General features: G+C 38.9%; 15 protein-coding genes and 4 pseudogenes. 6 read left to right on the forward strand and 13 right to left on the reverse strand.

Annotated features, from left to right (window positions below):
* Positions 1–259: 259 nt before the first annotated feature.
* Together N1I86_RS03370 and N1I86_RS03375 are read right to left on the reverse strand one after the other, a co-directional pair.
* Positions 260–526, reverse strand: a complete 267-nt coding sequence (locus N1I86_RS03370) for a metal-sensitive transcriptional regulator (protein WP_003354269.1) — start codon at positions 524–526, stop codon at positions 260–262.
* Complete coding sequence (locus N1I86_RS03375; protein ID WP_003354268.1) at positions 516–899, reverse strand: hypothetical protein; 384 nt, start codon at positions 897–899, stop codon at positions 516–518. Before N1I86_RS03375 ends, N1I86_RS03370 begins: the two co-directional genes overlap by 11 nt.
* Positions 900–1,142: 243 nt before the next feature.
* Here N1I86_RS03375 and N1I86_RS03380 point away from each other — a divergent pair.
* The 4 genes and pseudogenes from N1I86_RS03380 to N1I86_RS03395 all read left to right on the forward strand — a co-directional run bounded on the left by N1I86_RS03380 (position 1,143) and on the right by N1I86_RS03395 (position 5,653).
* Positions 1,143–1,816 (forward strand): annotated as a pseudogene (locus N1I86_RS03380) (SOS response-associated peptidase).
* 186 nt (positions 1,817–2,002) lie between these two features.
* Positions 2,003–2,446: a YndM family protein gene (locus N1I86_RS03385; RefSeq protein ID WP_040341375.1), complete on the forward strand. Its 444-nt coding sequence runs from the start codon at positions 2,003–2,005 to the stop codon at positions 2,444–2,446.
* Positions 2,447–2,970: 524 nt separating this feature from the next.
* A complete protein-coding gene (locus tag N1I86_RS03390) occupies positions 2,971–3,918 on the forward strand; it encodes an L-lactate dehydrogenase (protein WP_341094950.1) in 948 nt (315 codons plus the stop codon).
* Between the two features lie 535 nt (positions 3,919–4,453).
* On the forward strand, positions 4,454–5,653 hold the full coding sequence (locus N1I86_RS03395) for a NupC/NupG family nucleoside CNT transporter (RefSeq protein WP_003354264.1): 1,200 nt from the start codon (positions 4,454–4,456) through the stop codon (positions 5,651–5,653).
* A 366-nt stretch (positions 5,654–6,019) separates the two neighbouring features.
* Here the strand turns inward: N1I86_RS03395 and N1I86_RS03400 are convergent, their stop codons facing one another.
* From N1I86_RS03400 to N1I86_RS03420, 5 genes and pseudogenes are all read right to left on the reverse strand, one after another.
* Positions 6,020–6,433, reverse strand: coding sequence for a GtrA family protein (locus tag N1I86_RS03400; RefSeq protein ID WP_048622997.1), 414 nt, complete (start codon positions 6,431–6,433; stop codon positions 6,020–6,022).
* A 123-nt stretch (positions 6,434–6,556) separates the two neighbouring features.
* Positions 6,557–7,552 carry a glycosyltransferase family 2 protein gene (locus N1I86_RS03405; RefSeq protein ID WP_003354261.1) on the reverse strand — a complete coding sequence of 332 codons (996 nt, stop codon included), beginning with the start codon at positions 7,550–7,552 and terminating at the stop codon, positions 6,557–6,559.
* Positions 7,553–7,574: 22 nt separating this feature from the next.
* Positions 7,575–9,266: a DUF6044 family protein gene (locus N1I86_RS03410; RefSeq protein ID WP_341094954.1), complete on the reverse strand. Its 1,692-nt coding sequence runs from the start codon at positions 9,264–9,266 to the stop codon at positions 7,575–7,577.
* A 29-nt stretch (positions 9,267–9,295) separates the two neighbouring features.
* Positions 9,296–10,179: pseudogene (galU, locus tag N1I86_RS03415) on the reverse strand (UTP--glucose-1-phosphate uridylyltransferase GalU).
* 711 nt (positions 10,180–10,890) lie between these two features.
* Complete coding sequence (locus N1I86_RS03420; RefSeq protein ID WP_341094955.1) at positions 10,891–12,165, reverse strand: Nramp family divalent metal transporter; 1,275 nt, start codon at positions 12,163–12,165, stop codon at positions 10,891–10,893.
* Between the two features lie 299 nt (positions 12,166–12,464).
* Between N1I86_RS03420 and N1I86_RS03425 the strand changes: the two genes are divergently transcribed.
* A protein-coding gene (locus N1I86_RS03425) for an IS630-like element ISBs2 family transposase (protein WP_076611651.1) occupies positions 12,465–13,510 on the forward strand; the annotation gives its coding sequence in 2 pieces (ribosomal slippage) (positions 12,465–12,968 and positions 12,971–13,510; 1,044 coding nt in all).
* A gap of 274 nt (positions 13,511–13,784) precedes the next feature.
* On the opposite strand, the gene N1I86_RS03430 is transcribed toward N1I86_RS03425, so the two are convergent.
* The 5 genes and pseudogenes from N1I86_RS03430 to N1I86_RS03450 form a co-directional block, all read right to left on the reverse strand.
* Positions 13,785–14,636: a VOC family protein gene (locus tag N1I86_RS03430; protein ID WP_341094956.1), complete on the reverse strand. Its 852-nt coding sequence runs from the start codon at positions 14,634–14,636 to the stop codon at positions 13,785–13,787.
* A gap of 413 nt (positions 14,637–15,049) precedes the next feature.
* A complete protein-coding gene (locus N1I86_RS03435) occupies positions 15,050–15,655 on the reverse strand; it encodes an alpha/beta hydrolase (RefSeq protein ID WP_341094958.1) in 606 nt (201 codons plus the stop codon).
* A gap of 119 nt (positions 15,656–15,774) precedes the next feature.
* Positions 15,775–16,725: a ring-cleaving dioxygenase gene (locus tag N1I86_RS03440; RefSeq protein ID WP_341094961.1), complete on the reverse strand. Its 951-nt coding sequence runs from the start codon at positions 16,723–16,725 to the stop codon at positions 15,775–15,777.
* Positions 16,726–16,924: 199 nt separating this feature from the next.
* Entirely contained in the window at positions 16,925–17,323 is a 399-nt protein-coding gene (locus N1I86_RS03445) for a DoxX family protein (RefSeq protein ID WP_040341371.1), read from the reverse strand.
* Between the two features lie 609 nt (positions 17,324–17,932).
* A pseudogene (locus tag N1I86_RS03450) lies at positions 17,933–18,448 on the reverse strand (sugar phosphate isomerase/epimerase family protein); the annotation flags it as partial.
* Positions 18,449–18,607: 159 nt separating this feature from the next.
* On the opposite strand from N1I86_RS03450, the gene N1I86_RS03455 reads away from it, so the two are divergent.
* On the forward strand, positions 18,608–19,651 hold the full coding sequence (locus N1I86_RS03455) for an IS630-like element ISBs2 family transposase (RefSeq protein ID WP_341094963.1): 1,044 nt from the start codon (positions 18,608–18,610) through the stop codon (positions 19,649–19,651).
* 408 nt (positions 19,652–20,059) lie between these two features.
* Here N1I86_RS03455 and N1I86_RS03460 read toward each other — a convergent pair.
* Positions 20,060–21,226 (reverse strand): annotated as a pseudogene (locus N1I86_RS03460) (IS256 family transposase).
* Positions 21,227–21,445 lie beyond the last annotated feature (219 nt).

Below are 21,445 nucleotides of genomic sequence, written 5' to 3' on the forward strand. Positions count from 1 at the left end.
TACCTCCTTTAATTGAGTCTCATGACGTTTCCGAATTTACTATAATGATTCTTTCCCGATAAAACAAAAGATATGCTTCGGTTTGATGAACCTTAAAATCGTTATTAAAGGTCCAATCCATATTCTATGACCTTCAAACTGCCTTGCTGATATTCCCTTTTTTGAAATGCAGAGAACCGCCTCTTATTACACTTTCGAATAGCCATCCAAATTCATGGACACTTTGCTTTAAATGCCAAATGCCAGCCAGTTAATCGATTTATCTGCTTTTTACGAGAAGCTGCACCGCTTCTTTAATGACCTCAGAACGAGCTTGATCTTCTCCCTCTTCCATTTGTTCACGAATGCATTTTTCTAAGTTTGTCGCCACTATTAGTGCAATCGCCCGATCCAAAGCACTTCTCGCTGCACTTAATTGGGTAATTACTTCTTTACAATCTTCCTCTTGGTCCAGCATACGAAGTACTCCGCGAACTTGTCCTTCGATTCGCTTTAAGCGGTTTTTAATATCTTTACTATACTCCATTCCCGGCTATCCCCTTTATCCTTTTTTGATCACACGAACAGTTCGATAATGAATAACTTTTAACTTTAAACCCTTTTCTCGCTAAAAACCGAAGACCTAGATTCAATTCCAGTGGATCTTGCGCAATCAAATGAATGTTGTTTTTCGGAATGTCTTTATAAAAACGTTTTAAGTATGCATATGGAATATTCAAAGAGGTATGACCGTCCGTTTTCATGACTTCATTATAGTCCCTGATATCCAAGAACGTAATTTGGCCATCTTGGCGCTGTTTCCTTTGATCTATACACGGAATGCCTTTAACCGGATAGTAACGTTTATAAAGTTCTTTTAAGCAAATAAAAATGATGAATAATATCAGCAATCCAACCATAAGCATCCCCCATATCTCGTATATTCTATACTCACAATGGATAGTATACCCTATGGGGTGTTTAGTCAAGTAGATTGATTTATTATGAAGCATGAGGCTTTTGACGCATCTTACATCGTATTTTCTTGTAATTGCTGAACATTCAATAAGAATGAACGTCTATTGGATGCTCAAAACCATTTTCATCCTATCTCTACTACATGTAACTGCTACAATATATAATACTTTTACGAGGTGAATGGTATGTGTGGACGATTTACACTAACGGCTTCCATTGCAGAAATTGCTGAACGTTTTAGCGCTGAATATTCATTTAAGGATGAAGATTATTCCTCAAGCTACAATATAGCCCCTTCCCAATCGGTTCTAGCCGTCATCAATGATGGTCAAACCAACCGAATGGGCTTTCTAAGATGGGGATTAATTCCGCCTTGGGCAAAAGATGTGTCCATCGGCCATAAATTAGTGAATGCCAGAGCTGAGACTCTTACTGAAAAACCTAGTTATCGGCATGCGTTTCAAAAAAAACGCTGCCTTATTGTAGCCGACTCCTTTTACGAATGGAAACGAGTGAACAATCAAAAGATTCCGATGAGAATTTTATTAAAATCCCACGAGTTATTTTCGATGGCTGGATTATGGGAACAATGGAAATCGCCGAATGGCGACTCGATATTTTCTTGCACCATCATTACAACCAAACCTAATCCTCTCATGGCGTCTATTCATGACAGAATGCCAGTGATATTAAAACCGCAGGATGAACCGTTATGGTTGGACCCAATATTAGCGACCCTCAAAAATTAAAGAATTTATTAAAGCCTTATGATGAGCAATGGATGGAAGCGTACGAAGTTTCTCAATTGGTCAATTCACCGAAAAATAACTCGCCCGATCTAATTCAGCCCATTGACTAGGAAGTTTTAAGGCTTTCTTTTTTTCTTTTCCCCTTTTTCATCACGATTATAGAGAAGATTTCAATAAACGAATCCTTTTCTGAATTCGATCGCGTGAAATGTCCTAATGGTTTTTCACAAAATTATTTGACACAAGTATAAAATTCTGATTTTTGATTCAAAATATGGACAAAGGAGGATTGAATGATGAAATACGCTGGCATATTACTTATAAAATTTATTGCTTGCCTAATCGCATTTGCAGTAGGTCTCGATCTATTTTTTGATGCTACCTATTTGGATATTTTTTCTTTCAGCTTACTGACGACGATTATGTCTTTTTTAATAGGAGATCGGTTGATTCTTCCCTATTTTGGAAATACGTCAGCATCAATAGTTGATTTTCTTCTTGCCTATACGAGCGTTTGGATTTTTGGCAGTATTCTTCTTAATAACTATATGCAGATTGCTTGGGGAAGCATTATTTCAGCCGTTATCATCACAATAGCAGAAGCGTTTATTCATCAATTTATTCTGAATCGTTTTCCGGACGTTCAAACGAACAGGCGGACAAAAATGAGAGCCAATCATAAACTGGCATATAACGCCGAGTTTTCGGAAGATCATGATTTTAACGATAAAAAAGAATAAATTGGTCATTTGATTAGATCCCCTATAGGCAATGGAAATGAAAGAAACGAATGATACCTAAATGACTATAGGGGGTTTTTGTATGGACTTTAAAACATGTTGGCCCTATTTCCCATTCGCCCGTTTTTTAGCAAGAAAACGCCGATTCATCCTGTTTCTATAAAAAAATGGTTTCATCCAAAAATAAAATAAATCAGTGTGTGAAAAAGTTCACAAATTATTCATTTGTATTGTGAATAAATTCACATTTAGTGTTGTATAATGAACTTGTAAATCGCTGCAGCCATTCCTTTTCCTTCTAAATTATCAACGTTTTATGAAGAACCGTACCCTTTCACGTGTGTCTTTGGCTGCAGCATCTTTTAAATGAATGTTGGCATAACATTTACTGCTAACAAGAAATTATATTCTAATAGTACATAAACTTGTAGACTTACCCTATGTAAACCATTTTTTACATATGGGTTTGGTTAGATTCTCACACATTTCACATCAACCAGAAATGATGAAAGGAGTTTCTTATCATGAAAAAAGAAAAAGTAAATCGTGTTGTTATCGTTGGAACTGGTGCAGTAGGTTGCAGCTATGCTTACTCCCTAATCAATCAAGGTGTAGCTGAAGAAATAGTATTGATAGATGTCAACAAAGCAAAAGCGGAAGGCGAAGCCATGGACCTTAATCACGGAATACCGTTCGCCCCTTCTCCTGCAAAAATTTGGAACGGAGATTATAAAGATTGTAGACAAGCTGATTTAGTTGTCATAACAGCCGGATTAGCACAAAAACCGGGAGAAACCCGTCTGCAATTAGTCGAAAAAAACACTAAGATTTTCAAAGAGATAATTCGAAATATTATGAACAGCGGATTTGACGGAATTTTCCTAGTTGCTACAAATCCAGTCGACATCCTTACTTATGTGACCTGGAAAGAATCAGGACTTCCTAAAGAACGTGTCATCGGTTCCGGCACTGTACTCGACTCAGCCCGGCTGCGCTTTCAACTTGGAGAACGTTTAAATATCGATCCAAGAAATGTTCACGCAGCTGTTATTGGTGAACACGGCGATACAGAACTTCCGGTTTGGAGCCATGCTACTATTGGTATTGAACCACTCGATTACTTCATCAAAAAGGGTGAAATCACTAGAGCAGATCTGGATGAGATCTTTGTAAACGTACGGGATGCTGCATACCATATCATCGAAAGAAAAGGAGCCACCTATTACGGAATCGGAATGTCTCTTGTCCGCATCACTAAAGCGATCCTTCATAATGAAAACAGCATTCTGACTGTATCCGTTCTGCTTGAAGGAGAATACGGTCAAGAAGATCTTTACATCGGTGCACCTGCTGTCGTTAACCGAAATGGGGTTCGTGAAATCATCGAAATGAAATTAAATGAAGAAGAAAAAGAAAAATTCAACCACTCAGCTGCTGTTTTGAAAGAAACGATGAATAAAGTACTTTCTTAAACGACCATACAAAGGGAGCGTTTTAAGTGAAATGCTTATTCCGCTCCCTTTATATATGCCCTGTCTTTTGGCGAGCTGCAGAAGTTTATTTCCAGTTTCGTTCTATCATAAACCATGATTCTGAGAAGACAAAACCATGCAAAAACTCATTTGAGAGGGCAAGGGGTATTCAAACTCGATTTAATCAAAACGATCGTTATTATTCGAATTTTAGTTGCATTTCCGCATCGTTTTTCTGGACGCCGAAATGGTTCCATGTATGAAGAAATAATACATTGATTGAATAAATGAAACCGGCATTTTTTGACATTCTATAGATTCTACTTTAGTTTTTTCTATGTTCACTATAATTTTAAAATTTTAAAAATCAAAAACTCTTTTTTGAACTGTCAATAATCCCCTTGAAAATGCACATTTTTTACACTTATTTTATCTTGCATATTCCCCACCCTGCATTTAAAATTTAATTTGAAACGACTATTTATTATTTTTAGAATTTTATTTGAAACGTGCGTAGGTTCAGGGAGGAATTTCATTGTCTTTTATCATTAACATCATTGGAATTATCGTTGTTTTTGCTATTGCCTATTTATGCTCTATCAATCGTAAAGGCATAGATTTTGTCTCTATCCTTTTGATGTTTGTTATTCAATTGGTTATTACTTGGTTTATGTTAACCACTAAAATAGGTGGACAATTCATCCAAATCGTTTCAAAGTTTTTCTTATGGCTTATCCATTGCTCTATGTCCGGTATCAATTTCGTCTTTGGTGACCTAGTATCTTTAAATGGTACACCGTCCTTTTTCATGAGCGTATTAATGCCGATTATTTTTATTGTTGCCTTCTTCGATATCTTAACTTATTTCGGCATCCTTCCAGCTTTAATCAACGGCATCGGTTTTGTGCTTTCTAAATTGACGCGTGCTCCCCGCTTTGAAAGTTTTTTCGCTACTCAAGTCATGTTTTTAGGAAACAATGAAGCGTTGGCGGTAACGAGACAACAACTGAACAAAATGGATGATAAACGGCTGCTGACCGCCTGTATGGTAGGAATGTCTTGTGTCAGCGTTGGAGTTCTCGGTGGATATATGCAGCTCATCGATCCTAAATATGTATTAGTTGCCATTCCATTAAATGCCGTTGGAGCATTAATCATTACATCATTCTTAAATCCATATAAAGTGTCGAAAGAAGAAGACGTCGTTTACAACCCTGCAAAATCCGGAGAGAGAAGAAACTTCTTCGATATGTTGGCAGACAGTATGCTGACTGGAGGAAAACTAGCTTTAATCATCGCCACCATGCTGATCGGATTTACAGCATTAATTACTGCCAGCGATAGCGTTTTAGGATTGATCCATAAAAACCTTTCACTGGAAAATATTTTTGCCGTACTTTTTTCGCCTTTTGCCTATTTAATGGGAGTTACACATTCCCAAGTATTTACCGTTTCTCAATTTATGGGTGAAAAATTAGCGACGAATGAATTTGTAGCAATGGGGAAACTACACCCTATACTGAATAAACTGAATCCACACACAGAGGCTGTCATCTCCACGTTTCTTGTTTCTTTTTGTAACTTTTCTACTGTAGGAATTATTTTGGGAAGCGTGAAATCATTATTCAATGAGGAGAAAACAAAACTAATCGCCAAAAATATTTGGCGTCTGCTCGTTTCAGGTATTTTGGTCTCCTTTTTAACTGCGATGGTGGTAGGGTTGTTTGTAAGATAAGCAAGAAGATGCTGTCGCTTTCTATTCATTGAGGTAAGAAAATCAATTCCGGTCCTAAGCAAAGTTGATGCTTAGGACTGTTTTATGGGTGAAACTGCTTCTTTCTTTTCTTCCTGAAATACCACTAATCTTTAGGCAAGGATTTGCATTCAAGCAATCAAATAACCCCAATATCTCGATCATATGCTTCAAAGCTTATACACAATGAATCCGCTTTTAAGTTTTTATAAAAAAGGCTCGTCACAATGGTCAAACGCCCCAATGTTCCGAGCCTCTTTTTCGCATGAAAAAAGAAAATGGAAAACTAGCATTCAATGATCATTCAGAAAGAGCGATTTTTTAAAGGTAAATATGGAATACCCTTCTTTAGCTTTGGCCTTTAGACAAACCGCTTTTAAATACCCAAAGTCGGCTGCCCATAAAAGTAATGGCCATCCCACACAATGTTGCAAAAATCTTACTTACAGCCAACGGCCATTCAAACTTTTGCTTAAATAAAGAAAGTAAAAGAAGAGTAGTCGCATAGGCAGCCAAATTAATGGTTAGAAATCGAAGCAGCTCTTGAATGTTCGCTTTTTCTTCTGCTTTAAAAGTCCAATTCCTGTTCCATATGTAGCTATTGATCATACCGGCAAGATAAGAACATCCTTGTGCCCATAAGTAATGGACATGTAAACCGGTGAGGACAAAAAAGACGATAAAATCAATAAGTGTATTTCCAACTCCTACCGTACAAAACTTCAGAAGCATTCCCATTTTTTCTTTTAGATGATCCCACATAAAGATACCTCCTTCGTCTTTTGACCGGAAGGCAAAAATCATAGCCTGTCACGTCATTCGAACGCTGTCAGGATTTCACCAAAATTCGAGGAGGCCTGATTGGGAGCTGGACCTCCTCGCTGATCAATTCTCGGATGTTTTAGGAGCAGGAGATGACTGTTTTGCTTCTTTTGTATACAAGTCCGTTTCGATTGCGTATCGAGGACGTTTTTTTACTTCTTTAAAGATTTTTCCAATGTATTCTCCAATCAGTCCAATCCCCAATAATTGCAAGCCCCCAATCAACCAAATGGAGAGCATGAGAGAAGTCCATCCTGATACGGTATGGTGCCGCCATTCTTGAATAAGAGCATATCCACCAATCAAAATACTTAAAAGAATAGAAAGAAACCCTAATAACGTCACAAATCGAATGGGAGCTACACTAAACGATGTAATTCCATCAAAAGCAAATGCCAGCATTTTTTTCAAAGGATATTTAGATTCCCCGGCGAAACGTTCCTTTCGATCATACATCACTTTAGTAGATGGGAAGCCGATTAACGGCACAATCCCTCTAAGGAAAAGGTTCACTTCTTTATATTTTAGTAATTCTTCCAAAGCTCTTTTACTCATAAGGCGAAAATCTGCATGATTAAAAATAAGGTTAATGCCCATTTTGTTCATGAGCCGATAAAACGCGACAGCGGTTGTCCGTTTAAAAAACGTATCGGTATCTCGTTTATTTCGTACTCCATATACAATGTCGTAACCTTCCCAATATTTTTCTACAAACGTACGGATGGCACGAATATCATCTTGCAAATCCGCATCAATGGAAATCACGCAGTCGGCTTGTTTGCTGGCGGTTGCTAATCCTGCCAACAAGGCATTTTGGTGCCCGACATTTCGAGCAAGCTTTAAACCTTTTACATAAATATTTTGATTCGTTTCTGCTTCAATCAAATCCCAAGTACGGTCTCGACTGCCATCATCCACAAATAAAATATTGCTTTCTTTTGAAATTAAATGTTCATCGATTAATTCTTTGATCACCTGTGTTAATTGTTTAGACGTTTCTTGAAAAACTTCTTCTTCGTTATAACAAGGAACGACGATGGTTAAAACTGGGTAATTCAAAGAAATTCCTCCTCAGAATTCTTTATTTTGCTTTGTATAAGTAAATTCTCCACGCTGAATCCGGATCGTCGAAAGCCTTTAAAAAGTGAAGGCCGTCCTCCTCCGCATTCATAATGGGCACGGATGAAAATATATACTGTCCACCCATTTTCTTAAATTGATCAATGTTCAATTGAAGATGATGAATTTTTTTCTTGCTATTTTTTCGGAAGTCATAATGCTTTCCTAATTCACTTACAAAAATATAGCATCTGCCGCCCCATTGATCAAAGTATGTCTCCAACTGCTTATTTTTCTCCAGTTCTTTCGCAATGATTTTCCTAAATTGGTGCTTGTACGACAAAGGATAAAAATTATTATAGGTATCCAATGTGTAAAACCCGTTATACTGGGCAATGGCAGGGTGAAGCCCTATGCTCGCCACCCGATAAGAAGATTTTGGTTTTCCGATATATTTCGCTATTTCTTCAAACTGATGAGTGGCATAAAACTGTTTAAACGACGGCGAGTGATTGGCACGATAATAAATCTCTGGATTGGCTGCAAAAAGTATAAGAAGCTGCAGCACTAAACATACCTTCACAAATCTTTTCCAATGAACCCCTTTTTTCCAGAGAATATAAGCACCTACCGCGAACATCATATAAATGATCATTGGCCGTAAAAAATGGAAACGAGCAAAATTAAACGTATTTAACAATTGATACCTTTCTTTTAATGGCTCCCATCCTTTATAAAACCAGAAGGCATACCAGACCGATAATACGAAGTTAAGGATAAACAAACGAACATAGTTTCTTTCTTGATTCCATTGTTTCTTCTGAATAATGATCGCCATGACGATAAAAGAAAGCGGAACAATCACAAAAGTGTGCAGGGTCATTACGTGCGTATGCCCTAAGAAATAGTTCTTAAACACAAGACGAACAGAATGCCAAAATCCTAATTTGGAACTGACAAATTCATTTCGGCTCGTCGGTTCTGTCGGAAACACCAGCGAATAAACCAGCCGATATTCAATTGCCAAAAAAAGGAAAGTCATATACGCGATGCTGCCAAAAAACTTGAGATTCCAATCACGTTTGACCATCACATCGCGCAGCCAAAGGAGCCCCATGGCTACCAGAAAAAAGAAAAACCCTAAAACGAAGCTTGAATAGAAAGGAAGCAAAGTAATCGTCAGCCATTCTTTCCAAGTCGCTTTTCGTTCTCTTATATTCAAAAATGCCCATAAAGCAAGCGGCTGTCCAAGCGTGCTTAACATGCCGGAAGGCCAAAAAGGAGTCAGCGCAAAAGCAAGCGACACTCCCACTCGAATTAGATAAGCATCGTCCGCTTTAACAAAATGTCTTTTTAAAAGCAAATACATGCCTATAAAAGCGAATATCCGTGTGATCGTTTGGCTTAATGCGTAAGCTAACATTGGAGGAAACAAATGATGCAGCCATTCGATCCCACTAAACTCCGTACCGTATGCATTACGCGGCAACCCATTGATTACTTGTGGAATGGTAGCATTAATAGGTCCGAATAATTCCCCGCTTCGTTTTAACACCCGATACCAAGCAATGTTCGAGTCCATATTATCATGAACCCGAATATGTGAATTTTCCCCTAATACATACATAGGAAGGAGATATACCCCAATTAATGCAAAAGCAATAATAATCCATTTTTGTTCTTTCGTCCAATTCGAAGCTAATTTTGCCATCATTCCGTATACACGCACCCCATCTATTTGTTTTAAACCATTCTCTCTTCTTGTTTTATCAGTTGTTTCAATTTTTCTAGTATAGGCTCTCTTAATTCTTCATTTTTTAAGGCAAACTCAATAGTCGTCAAAATAAAGCCCAATTTTTCTCCGACATCATATCGTTTCCCTTCAAAGCAGTAGCCAAACACTTTTTGAGTCTTGCTCAATTTTTGAATGGCGTCGGTAAGCTGAATTTCTCCCCCTGCCCCTCTTTCTTGTTTTTCCAGGTAAGAAAAGATTTCTGGCGTCAGAATATAACGATCCATGATCGCTAAATTAGAAGGGGCTTGTCCTCTTTTCGGTTTTTCCACTAAATTTTTGATTTCATACAGTCGGCCATTCTGAGCCATCGGGTCAATCATTCCATAACGATGACTTTCTTCCAAAGGAACAGGCTGAACTCCAATGACGGATGCCCCGTTTTTTCATATACATTCATTAGCTGCTTGATGCAAGGAGTTTCCGATTCCACAATATCATCCCCTAATAACACGGCAAAAGGCTCGTCTCCAATAAATTTACGAGCACACCAAACCGCATGGCCCAAACCCAACGGTTCTTTTTGACGAATATAATGGATATCAACCATGTTCGATGATTGTTGAACCTTTTCCAACAAATCCAGCTTTCCTGTGTCATAAAGGTTTTTTTCTAATTCAAATGCATGATCAAAATGGTCTTCTCTCGCGCGTTTTCCTTTGCCGGTCACGATGATAATATCCTCAATCCCAGAATGAATGGCTTCTTCCACAATATATTGAATGGTAGGCTTATCAACAATGGGAAGCATTTCTTTTGGCATCGCTTTTGTTGCAGGCAAAAAACGTGTTCCCAACCCGGCAGCCGGGATGATCGCTTTTTTTACTGATTTCATGATGTTGCACTCTCCCTTGGATGAAAAATTGGTCTTTTTATCATTTTCACCATTCGTTCAACGGTAGAAAAACTCATATCTTCTAAAAATCCTATTTCTCAAGAAAAAAGAATTTAGCCTTTGTTTATTTTCGGGAAGAATCCATTATGAGTTTGAAAGTTAGGCGATCATGGATACAGTCCATTCACTCGTCCTCTCCATCGACCGTACGATCAAAATGAGATGTCATCATGATGATGACATTCTAAAAGACCTATCTATACCATTAAAAGTTCTGCCGGAATTTTTTATTTTCTATCCATTATTACAATATAGATAATTTCTCAAACCCATTCTTTGAAAATAATAGAATAGATCGCACGACTTCTCCAAGCTCCCGAAAGATCGGCATTGTAACCATTTCCCCCTTCATCCATTCCACGTTTTATTATAATCCCAGTTTCAAGACGAAAAAGCAGTAATCCCGGCAAAGGCTGGAAAGGAAATTGAAAAAGAGTCCTTATACAGGTTAATGAAAAAACCGTCTTTTGACAATAGAGAACGCCAGTGGAAGAATGAATCTAGAACATGCTCACTATTACATCTTATTCATAAAAAAACCTTTACGAATCCTCATTTTATGCTGAAATTCGTAAAGGTTTTACTCATTCATGATTTTATGACAGTGCATCTGATGGATGAACACAATTTTATTTTTTTAAGTTTTTCAATCTATCCAACAAAAGTATGAAAAAGGATAAAAAGATTTAGTAAAATGACTAGCGTTGCGACAATCCAGCTAATGACGGTTGTCATGCGATGATTCACAAGAATCCCCATAATTTTTCGCTTGCTTGTAAAAATAATGAGCGGAATTAAAGCGAAAGCAATGCCAAAAGATAAAACAACTTGGCTGACGACCAACGCTTTTGTAGGATTAATGCCGCTTATAATAATGGCCAACGGCGGCACCATTGTAATGAATCGCCGGACATAAATAGGTATTTTTTTGTTGATAAATCCTTGCATGACCACATCACCGGCCATCGTCCCGACGGAAGAGCTCGACAAGCCAGCAATTAACAAACCAAGACCAAAAAAAGTGGCAGCTGCAGTACTGGATAAATGATGGAAAAGGTAAAAGGCTTTGTCCAAATCTTCTACAACATAACCATTTTTATGGAATAAGGCCGCGGCTACAATCAACATGGCCATATTGATGGCACCCGATATTAACATCGCAAAAAGGATGTCCAAAAACTCAAATTGAAATATTTTCTTTTTCTCTAACTCGCCTTTTCCCACTATACGATTTTGAGTCAAAGAAGAATGAAGGTAAATAGCATGAGGCATGACCGTCGCCCCGAGAATGCCGGAAGCGAGCAGAATACTGTCTGCTCCTATAAACTTCGGCGTCAACAAGCCTTCGGCAACGGCTCCCACATCAGGTTTTGCCAGAACCGTTTGGACCGCAAACGATAAAACCACCATGGAAATCATGACGACAATCACGGTTTCCAATGAACGAAAACCACGGCGCTGACATTCCAAAATCACAAAAGATGCAATAGCGGTGATAAGAGCGGCAGGAACCATAGGCACCCCGAAAAGCAAGTGAAGCCCTAATGATGAACCAATAAACTCAGCCAAATCCGTTGCGATGATCACTAATTCACTTTGAATCCATAAAAAGACGGAAACAGGTTTTGGAAAATATCCCCTTGCTACCTCAGGCAAGTTACGGCCTGTTGCAATTCCTAATTTAGCGGATAAAGATTGAATCAGCACCGCCATTAAATTGGATGCCGCAATCACCCATAACAACGCATAGCCATATTTAGATCCCGCTGTGATATTGGTTGCAAAGTTGCCCGGATCCATATAGGCGACAGAAGCAATAAACGCCGGACCCAAGAAAGGAAAAATGCCTTTCCATCCTTTGATTTTGCCCTCTAAAACCGCCTGGGCTGTATAAATAATTTGTTTATTTTTATCATGATTGTTCATTACGAATGATCCTCTCATTTTTGCATAAACACCTAAAAGTAATGCATCTACAAAAAAGTTTACTTAAGGAAAAAATAATTGTTTTCATCTTAAATCATTCATGCGAAAATGTAAATTATTTTGCACTAATTCTTACTCGCATAGCCTGGTGAGATACATCCATACATCTTAATCCATTCACCATTATGGGAAGCCTCCATATTCAGTCCATATTTTGTGCTATATAAATTGAAATAAAGGTTTTCTCCCGTTCCACGGCGAATAAATACAAAGAGAAAATAGGGGAACGGAGAGAAAATATGATGCCAAATCACAAAGACGAGATCGAAAAGTTGTCCACTGCCATGAAAGAAGCAAAAAGTAAACGAGCATATGAACGCTACCAAGCGATTTATCTTCATTTGCAGGGATATACCAAAGGAGAAATCGCAACGATTATTGGTCGATCCAAGAAAACTATTTATAACTATATTCATGCCTACGCCCAGCGCGGTCTTGATGGACTGGAGATGAAATACTCACCTGGCGCCCCACGTCGATTGACCCCTGAGCAGGAAAAAGAGCTGGCTTTGATCATTGAACATCAGCTCCCCGTAGATGTGGGATTCGAAGCAAAATATAATTGGACGCTTGCGATAATCGCTGAACTCATTCAACAAAAGTGGGGGCCAACATACACGCTTCGCGGAACAAGTGACATTCTGCATCGGTTAGGGCTAAGCTATACGAAACCGACCTATACACTAGCCAATGCCGATGAAGAGAAACAAAAAGAATTCGTCGAAATCACCTTCCCTGAAGTAAAAAAAAACTGGTAGATGGGAACATCGCCCATGTCCTCTTTCAAGATGAGTCGATGATTCGTGATTACCAAGCGATTCAAAAAACATGGTTTGTCAAAGGAAAACAACGAATCATTCCGACGTTTGGAAAACATCAAGGGCTGAAGCTGATTGGCACGTTGAACTACGAAACAGGGGAAGTGTTTTGCATCGAAGAAGAATGCTATGACGCGGAAACATTTCTTCGATTTCTTCAACTTGTGTTAGAACGCTATCCCACAGGCAAAATAGTGATGATTTTAGATAACGCTCGAATTCACCATGCCAAACTCATTCAGCCATTTTTAAAAGAACACGAAGATCGGTTAGAGCTCGTCTTTTTGCCACCATACAGTCCGCAATTGAACTTGATTGAAGGGCTATGGAAATGGCTGAAATCAGACGTGATTTACAACGTGTTCTATTCGAGTGTGCAAGAAATTAGAAAGAATGTCCAAGCCTTTATTCAGCGAATCAACCAGAAACCAGAACAAACGATCGATCGTTTGTGTGTTCAGTTGTAAATCTTTAATTCAACTTATATAGAAAGAATTATTCTATCAACAATGCTCCGTTCAGGACTTATCTATTATGACAAAATATAAAATGTTTTCATTTCTCCTTTCTAAAATCATTTCACGTATAGAATGAAAGAGACATGCATAGGCCCGTTATAAAAAAACAGCACTCTTTCACCCGATTTAAGGAAGAGTGCTGCAAGAACGTTTATTGGTTTTAAAAATCAACTTCTCAAAAAGCATTGGAGTTCCGCTGAAAATCTTGGAAAATGATTCAAACTTACACCAAAAGCTGAATCTGATTGTCTGAAGGATCTTTTGTCATGTATATATCGTTTTCTTCTGTCACGGAAGCATTGATTTTCCGCAACCGGTCGATGATTTGATTTCGAGCTTCATCGCTCGGGAGGACAAGAGAAAACTTTTTCAATCCGACGCTATTTTCTGAAGGCGCAGGTATTCCCACCCCGTTCCAAGTATTTAATCCAATATGATGATGATAGCCGCCTGTCGAGATAAATAACGCCTGTCGACCATATCGGCTTACAATATCAAATCCAAGCCCTTCATGATAAAATTGCTCCGTTTTTTGCAATTCGGAAACGTGCAAATGAATATGTCCAATAACTGTATCGGAAGGAAGCCCTTTCCACGATCCATCTCTTCCTTCTGCAAGCAAATTTTCTACATCCAGCGGCTCTGTTGACATGACCACTTCCCCATTGTTCCAATTCCATGTAGATGATGGACGATCTGCATAAATCTCAATTCCGTTTCCGTCAGGATCCGCTAAATAGAGCGCTTCACTTACAAGGTGATCCGATCCCCCTTGCAATGGATAGCGAATTTGAATAAAATGCAGCAATACTTTCGCCAAGTCCGAACGTGTAGGCAGTAGAATGGCAAAATGGTACAAACCGGTTCTATGCGGCTGTTTCAGTATCACATTTTCCGGTTGCTCAATGGTTACCAGAGGCGTTTTTCCATCCGCTGTAAGGACCGCCTTCTTTTTTGATTGTTCCAGTATTTGAAAACCTATCACGTTTTGGTAAAACGCAAGAGAACGTTCTAAATTGGCCACTTTTAAGTCCACTTGTCCCACAAACGTATGGGGCGGGCGATGAAATTCCATATTGATTCCCTCTCTTCGAATAAATAATGAAATTCATTTTCTTGCCTTCAGCTGTAAAAAAGCAGTTTTCATGTAGTTACTTTACGTAAGTAATTTTATAATTGTAACAAAAAACTGTAAAGTAACAATATTGTTCATGAAAAATATATTGAAAAATACATGAATGAGGTCATTCATGCCTTGCCGTGTGATAGAATGTTTTTATTCTTTAAAGCCAAAACAGACAACGTTCAAAAATGATTCCATTCAACCCGCTTCCATTTTCCGATTGTTAATGTTGCTGCTATGTTTTCCTCATTGTTCAATTCAGCCAAACATTTCTCATTTGCTTATTGTCCACAAAGCTGCTCCATTTCGCATCATCATCTTTTTCAAAATTCGCACAAAATATCAGAATACATGGTTTTTAGATATCAAAACATTTCTTGATACCATTTAGCAGCGGCTTGAATTTCATCCAATGTTAATTGATGGCCTTTATTCTCCCAATGAATGTCAACCTTCGCATGTGCTTGTGCTAATAAAAGTTGAAGTTCCGATAATTCCTGCGGAGAACAGATGGGATCATTTGTGCCCGCTGCGATGAATACCTTTGTCTCTGACAGATCCGGCAAATTAATCCCTCTTCTTGGAACCATCGGATGAAAGAGAATGGCTCCTTTCAACGCATCTTGATAATGAAACAGTAAGCTTGCGGCGATATTAGCTCCGTTGGAATATCCAATAGCCACTATATTATTTCGATCGAATGAATACTTCTTTGATGCTTCGTCTAGAAACTCATATAATTCTTTCGTACGGAACACAAGATCTTTTTCATCGAATACGTCTTCCGCCAATCTTCTAAAGAAACGAGGCATTCCGTTTTCCAGCACATTTCCGCGTACGCTTAAAACGGAAGCATCCGGGTCGATCATACCGGCAAGAGGCAATAGGTCCGATTCATTGCCCCCTGTTCCATGAAGCAAAAGAAAAGTGGGCTTCGCCGGCTCGCGGCCTTGTTGAAATAGATGTCTCATGATTTTTCTCCTTTCATACCTCATGACAAGGAAGACAGCTCATTCAATTTCCGATTTTCTTATGGATTGGATCGATGATCGAATCCCAATCATCTAGTCCTGCTTTTAAAAAGAAATTTTTACTTCTGAGTTTTGTCCAATTCTCTTACTTGAATAGACGGCAACATTTGTTCCAATTTGCTTCTGTACGGTTCATACCACTCAGGCAGCATTAAATTTTCTCCTAATTTTTCCGGTTCTTCATCAATAGCAAATCCCGGTGGGTCTGTGGCCATTTCAAATAAAATTTTCCCATATTCTCTGAAGTAAATAGAGTGAAAATAATTTCTGTCCTGTACAGGCGTTACTTGATATCCGTGTTTCTCGATGCGTTCTTTCCAATCCAACTGATCCTCGTCATTCTCTGTACGCCAAGCGATATGATGGACCGTTCCGATCCCTACTTGACCGCGGCCGGTTGGAGATGTTTTCAAATCCACCACATTTCCAATGTCGCTTGTCGACCGAAAACGGATATATTCTCCTTCCTCCCCTGCTTGTTCAAGCCCCAGTACGTTTTCGAGCAATTCAGCTGTTTTTTCAGGATCGGCAGAGAAAAGAACGGCTCCTCCAAAACCTTTAATGGCGACATCAGAGGTCACGCCGCCAAAACTCCATTGGCTGTTGTCTCCTTCTTCTCTCTCCACCAATTCTATTTCCAACCCATGAGGATCGCTCAAACGTAAATATTGTTCGCCAAATCGTTCTTGTTTGGAAAACGGAACGTGGAATTTCTCGAGCCTTTGTTCCCAAAACAGCATAGCGCCTTTTGGAACAACATATGTTGTCACTCCCACTTGTCCGTCGCCGATTTTCCCTCTGCGCCCATCTGGCCATGGGAAAAAGGTGATAATCGTGCCCGGTTTTCCGGCTTCATTGCCAAAATAAAAGTGGTAAGTGCCCGGATCATCGAAATTAATCGTTTTTTTCACCAATCGCAATCCCAGCACACCAGCGTAAAAGTCGACATTTTCCTGCGGATTCCCCACAATGGCTGTAATGTGATGAATCCCTTTTGTTTTCTTCCCCATCATTCTTCTCTCCTTCAATAGATTGATTCCTTTCCTGATGAAGCAAGTATGGATCATTTTCTAAAAATACAAGTATCTTCCTCGCTTTTGCATGTTAAAAAAGAAGGGGCAAATTTTTCTATAATGGCTGATTCACTCTATTGCCCCTCAATGCTTATTTTCTAAATATTTTTATTCCCTCATTTTGCATAAAATCATGTTAGAAAAGAACGGCATCCAATGCATATTGGCCAGGACCTGTAAGAGCAATCCCAATGGCAACTGCAATTAATATAAGATTCAATTCATAACCATTTTGTGTCGCCCAAAATCCATTCGGTCCGTGAACTTTTGCAATCGCAACGATCATGGTGGCAGCAATCATGATACCCGCAAGAGGTGTCAGTAATCCTAGAGCGAATAACAGTCCTCCTGCAAATTCTGCTAAACCGGCCAGAAAAGCCATCGTTGCACCTGGTTTAATGCCAATCGATTCCATCCATTGACCGGTGCCCTTTATTCCATAGCCTCCAAACCAGCCAAACAATTTTTGAGCTCCATGGCCGACAAACGACAATCCAATCACTAAACGAATAATTAACAAACCAATACTCATCATCATTTCTCCTTTAAAAAATTTATTTTGATCTATATTGAAGGGGCCCATTCTCACCCCGTGCTTAGGATGCCGCTTTCCTTATTCATGCTAAGGAAACGTTCCACTATTCCATCCTGTCTAAAACCAACAGACATCATCATCTTGTTATTTTCCCAACACCCCCTTATATTCATTTTCTTCCACCTTGTTATCTTAAATTCAAATATCTTGAATTCGAGATAATAGTAACGCACATCCAATCATTTGTCAACTCTTATGTTTTAGATTGGAAAATTTTATTGAATGGTATTTTTTGTTCAATCCGCAAAAGGAAAGAACAAAATAAAAATGAGAGTGATGGCAGGCTCAAATAAAGCATTTGTCATAAAGTATATGGTGATAGAAGAATTATGAGATCGATCAAAACCTCCATTAAACATTGGTTTCCTTTGAATTTTATTTTGATAGTTCACATTGTATTCGAATAAAAGCTGTTTCTTCCTGCCGAATCAACACCCAAATAACAGGAATTTTTCTTTTCAATGCTAAAAAAGGTTGTGCCCTATAGTGGACACAACCTTTCGGACCCGGCAAGTTCTTCTCGAAAACAGTTGAACTCTCTTTTTTCCATTAATCCAATTCTGCTAATTTCGCTTTTAAATATTCGATTGACGTTCTTGCATACCAATCAGGTTCTGATTGTCTCGTATGAAATCCTACTTCCATTGACAAATAACCGTCATAATGAATATCTTTTAACGCTTTTAATAAAGATGGAAAATCGCCTCTTCCTTGTCCGGGCGGAAGTCGGTCATGATCAGAAATGTGGACGTGGTGAAGGTATTCTCCCATTCGATAAGCATAATCGCTTGGCACTTCATTTCTGTATAAAGCATGGAAAGTGTCAAACATTACTTTCACATTGGATAAGCCTGTTTGTTCCCTTAAAAGCAAGGCATCATCGGCTGTTTCAATTAAATTGCTGTCCGCAGGAGTAGGTTCTACTACCATCGTCACCCCATGTTTTTTGTCGAAATTGGCTACATCCATTAAACCTTGCAAACTATAATTCCACGCATCTTGTTGAGAAGTGCCATGGACAACCCAGCCGGCAACCCAGATAACGGTTGGACATTCCCATTCAGAAGCTAGCCGTACCTGTTAAAGACTTTGAGAAAAACAGCTGAAATGAAAAAAAATATACTTAGGCAAGGAATACTTTAATCTATATAAATTGAAATAAAGGTTTTCTCCCGTTCCACGGCGAATAAATACAAAGAGAAAATAGGGGAACGGAGAGAAAATATGATGCCAAATCACAAAGACGAGATCGAAAAGTTGTCCACTGCCATGAAAGAAGCAAAAAGTAAACGAGCATATGAACGCTACCAAGCGATTTATCTTCATTTGCAGGGATATACCAAAGGAGAAATCGCAACGATTATTGGTCGATCCAAGAAAACTATTTATAACTATATTCATGCCTACGCCCAGCGCGGTCTTGATGGACTGGAGATGAAATACTCACCTGGCGCCCCACGTCGATTGACCCCTGAGCAGGAAAAAGAGCTGGCTTTGATCATTGAACATCAGCTCCCCGTAGATGTGGGATTCGAAGCAAAATATAATTGGACGCTTGCGATAATCGCTGAACTCATTCAACAAAAGTGGGGGCCAACATACACGCTTCGCGGAACAAGTGACATTCTGCATCGGTTAGGGCTAAGCTATACGAAACCGACCTATACACTAGCCAATGCCGATGAAGAGAAACAAAAAGAATTCGTCGAAATCACCTTCCCTGAAGTAAAAAAACTGGTAGATGGGAACATCACCCATGTCCTCTTTCAAGATGAGTCGATGATTCGTGATTACCAAGCGATTCAAAAAACATGGTTTGTCAAAGGAAAACAACGAATCATTCCGACGTTTGGAAAACATCAAGGGCTGAAGCTGATTGGCACGTTGAACTACGAAACAGGGGAAGTGTTTTGCATCGAAGAAGAATGCTATGACGCGGAAACATTTCTTCGATTTCTTCAACTTGTGTTAGAACGCTATCCCACAGGCAAAATAGTGATGATTTTAGATAACGCTCGAATTCACCATGCCAAACTCATTCAGCCATTTTTAAAAGAACACGAAGATCGGTTAGAGCTCGTCTTTTTGCCACCATACAGTCCGCAATTGAACTTGATTGAAGGGCTATGGAAATGGCTGAAATCAGACGTGATTTACAACGTGTTCTATTCGAGTGTGCAAGAAATTAGAAAGAATGTCCAAGCCTTTATTCAGCGAATCAACCAGAAACCAGAACAAACGATCGATCGTTTGTGTGTTCAGTTGTAAATCTTTAATTCAACTTATATATCCATGTGAAATAACGTCATCCCTATGAATAGATCTATGAAAATGAAGTGGTGATTGACGCATAAGCTCTTTTCATTTGCTTCTAAAGAGACAATGGATGTTTCCACAAAAAGATGAAAGTTAAAAGTAATGAAAAGAATACTGGTAAACATCCTTGTAGCAATTTTTATGATGATAGGTGTTCTAGTATATTATACCAACAAATTGTCAATATAATAGTAAAAATAGGTACCGTCAAGAATTTTGTGTTATGTAAGATAGATAGGGTATCTCTGAAATGGATTTGGAATGGATAGGGGTTCGATTTCCTCCACACAGGAGACTGAATATTCAGTCTCCTGTGTGGAAAGGGAGAATCCCTTTATTTTGTTCGTTTACAATATTTGGTTAGTTATAACGTTTTTCAAACATTTGTTGAAGGGTTTCATAGGCTTCAGCAAATCCTCGTAATTTTCGTCCTGCCCATTTCTCATTAAAATCTTGGATGGTCAAATACACGACTTTTTCAGCGGCTTCTAAACTACTCAAACTGTTCATCGGCTTTAGACGTTTCCGAATCTCTTTGATCGTTCGTTCAATGGCATTGGTCGTGTAAATCACACTTCGAATACTGCTTGGATAATCCATAAATGTAAGGAGGACATCCAACTCATTGGCCCAAGATTGAACTTCTCTCGGATACTTGTTCGACCATTTCGACTCAAACTGTTGAAACATCTGTAACGCAATCTCCTTATTCGGTGCGCGATAAATCAGTTTGAGATCCTCTGCCACTTCAAATTGATCTTTTTTCCGAACACGATTTAGGGTGTTGCGGACTTTGTGAACGACACAGCAGCGCACATCGGCTTTCGGATACACCGCCTTAAAGGCTTCCTCCAGCCCCGGTAGTCCATCGAATACGCCCAGAAGCACTTCCTTGACGCCTCTTTTGTAGAGCTGTTGGAGAATCTCCCGCCATCCATAGGCGCTTTCTTGTCCTCCCACGAAGAAATCCAGAATTTCTCGATACCCTTCTTCATTCACTCCTAACACCACATAAATGACTTCTTTCTCTACCGTATCGCGGCGAAGTTTCACGTACAAGCCGTCCAAATATAAGACAGAATAACGTTTGGATAGTGGACGATGGTGCCATTTCTCGATGTCTTCCTTCACTACATCGGTCATACGGCTGATCGTTGCAGGAGAATAGGCATTGCCTAAAATTCGTTCAATAAACTGCCAATTTCACGCGTACTCATGCCACTTTGATACATCCTGATGATGGCTTCCTCGAGCCAGCCCGTATGGCGTTGGTAAGGGGCAAACAGCGCGCGTTTGAAATTCCCCGTTTCGGTCTCTTGGAACAGAAAGTCCTTCGATACGACCATACTGCGTGTCTAGGTTTCGATGGTAATAGCCGTTTCTTCTATTCGACGTTCCCTCTTGTTCCATTTCGAGGAAAGTCTGGATTTCTTCCTTCATGATCAGCTCTAATTTTTCCTTTACAAACTCACGAATAACGTTTTCCAGTTGATTCATCCAATCTATATTCGATATACTTTTAGACATAGGTAGGGTACTCCTTTCTCTAAGATTTTTGCCAAATCAGAGAATACCCTACCTTTTTCTTTTGGTCTAACTAAATGCTTGACACAAAATTTTATACATCATCTAAAAATATCATTCTATTTTATTATTTGAATAGTTTTTATATTCATTTGCTTAAATATATGTCTTTTCGTATAGTATTTTGAACGGAATGTTTTTTCAGCTATTTTTCTTCTCGGC

Origin of the sequence: Bacillus sp. FSL W8-0116, assembly GCF_038003825.1 — a bacterium.
GTDB lineage: Bacteria > Bacillota > Bacilli > Bacillales > DSM-4216 > Bacillus_O > Bacillus_O smithii.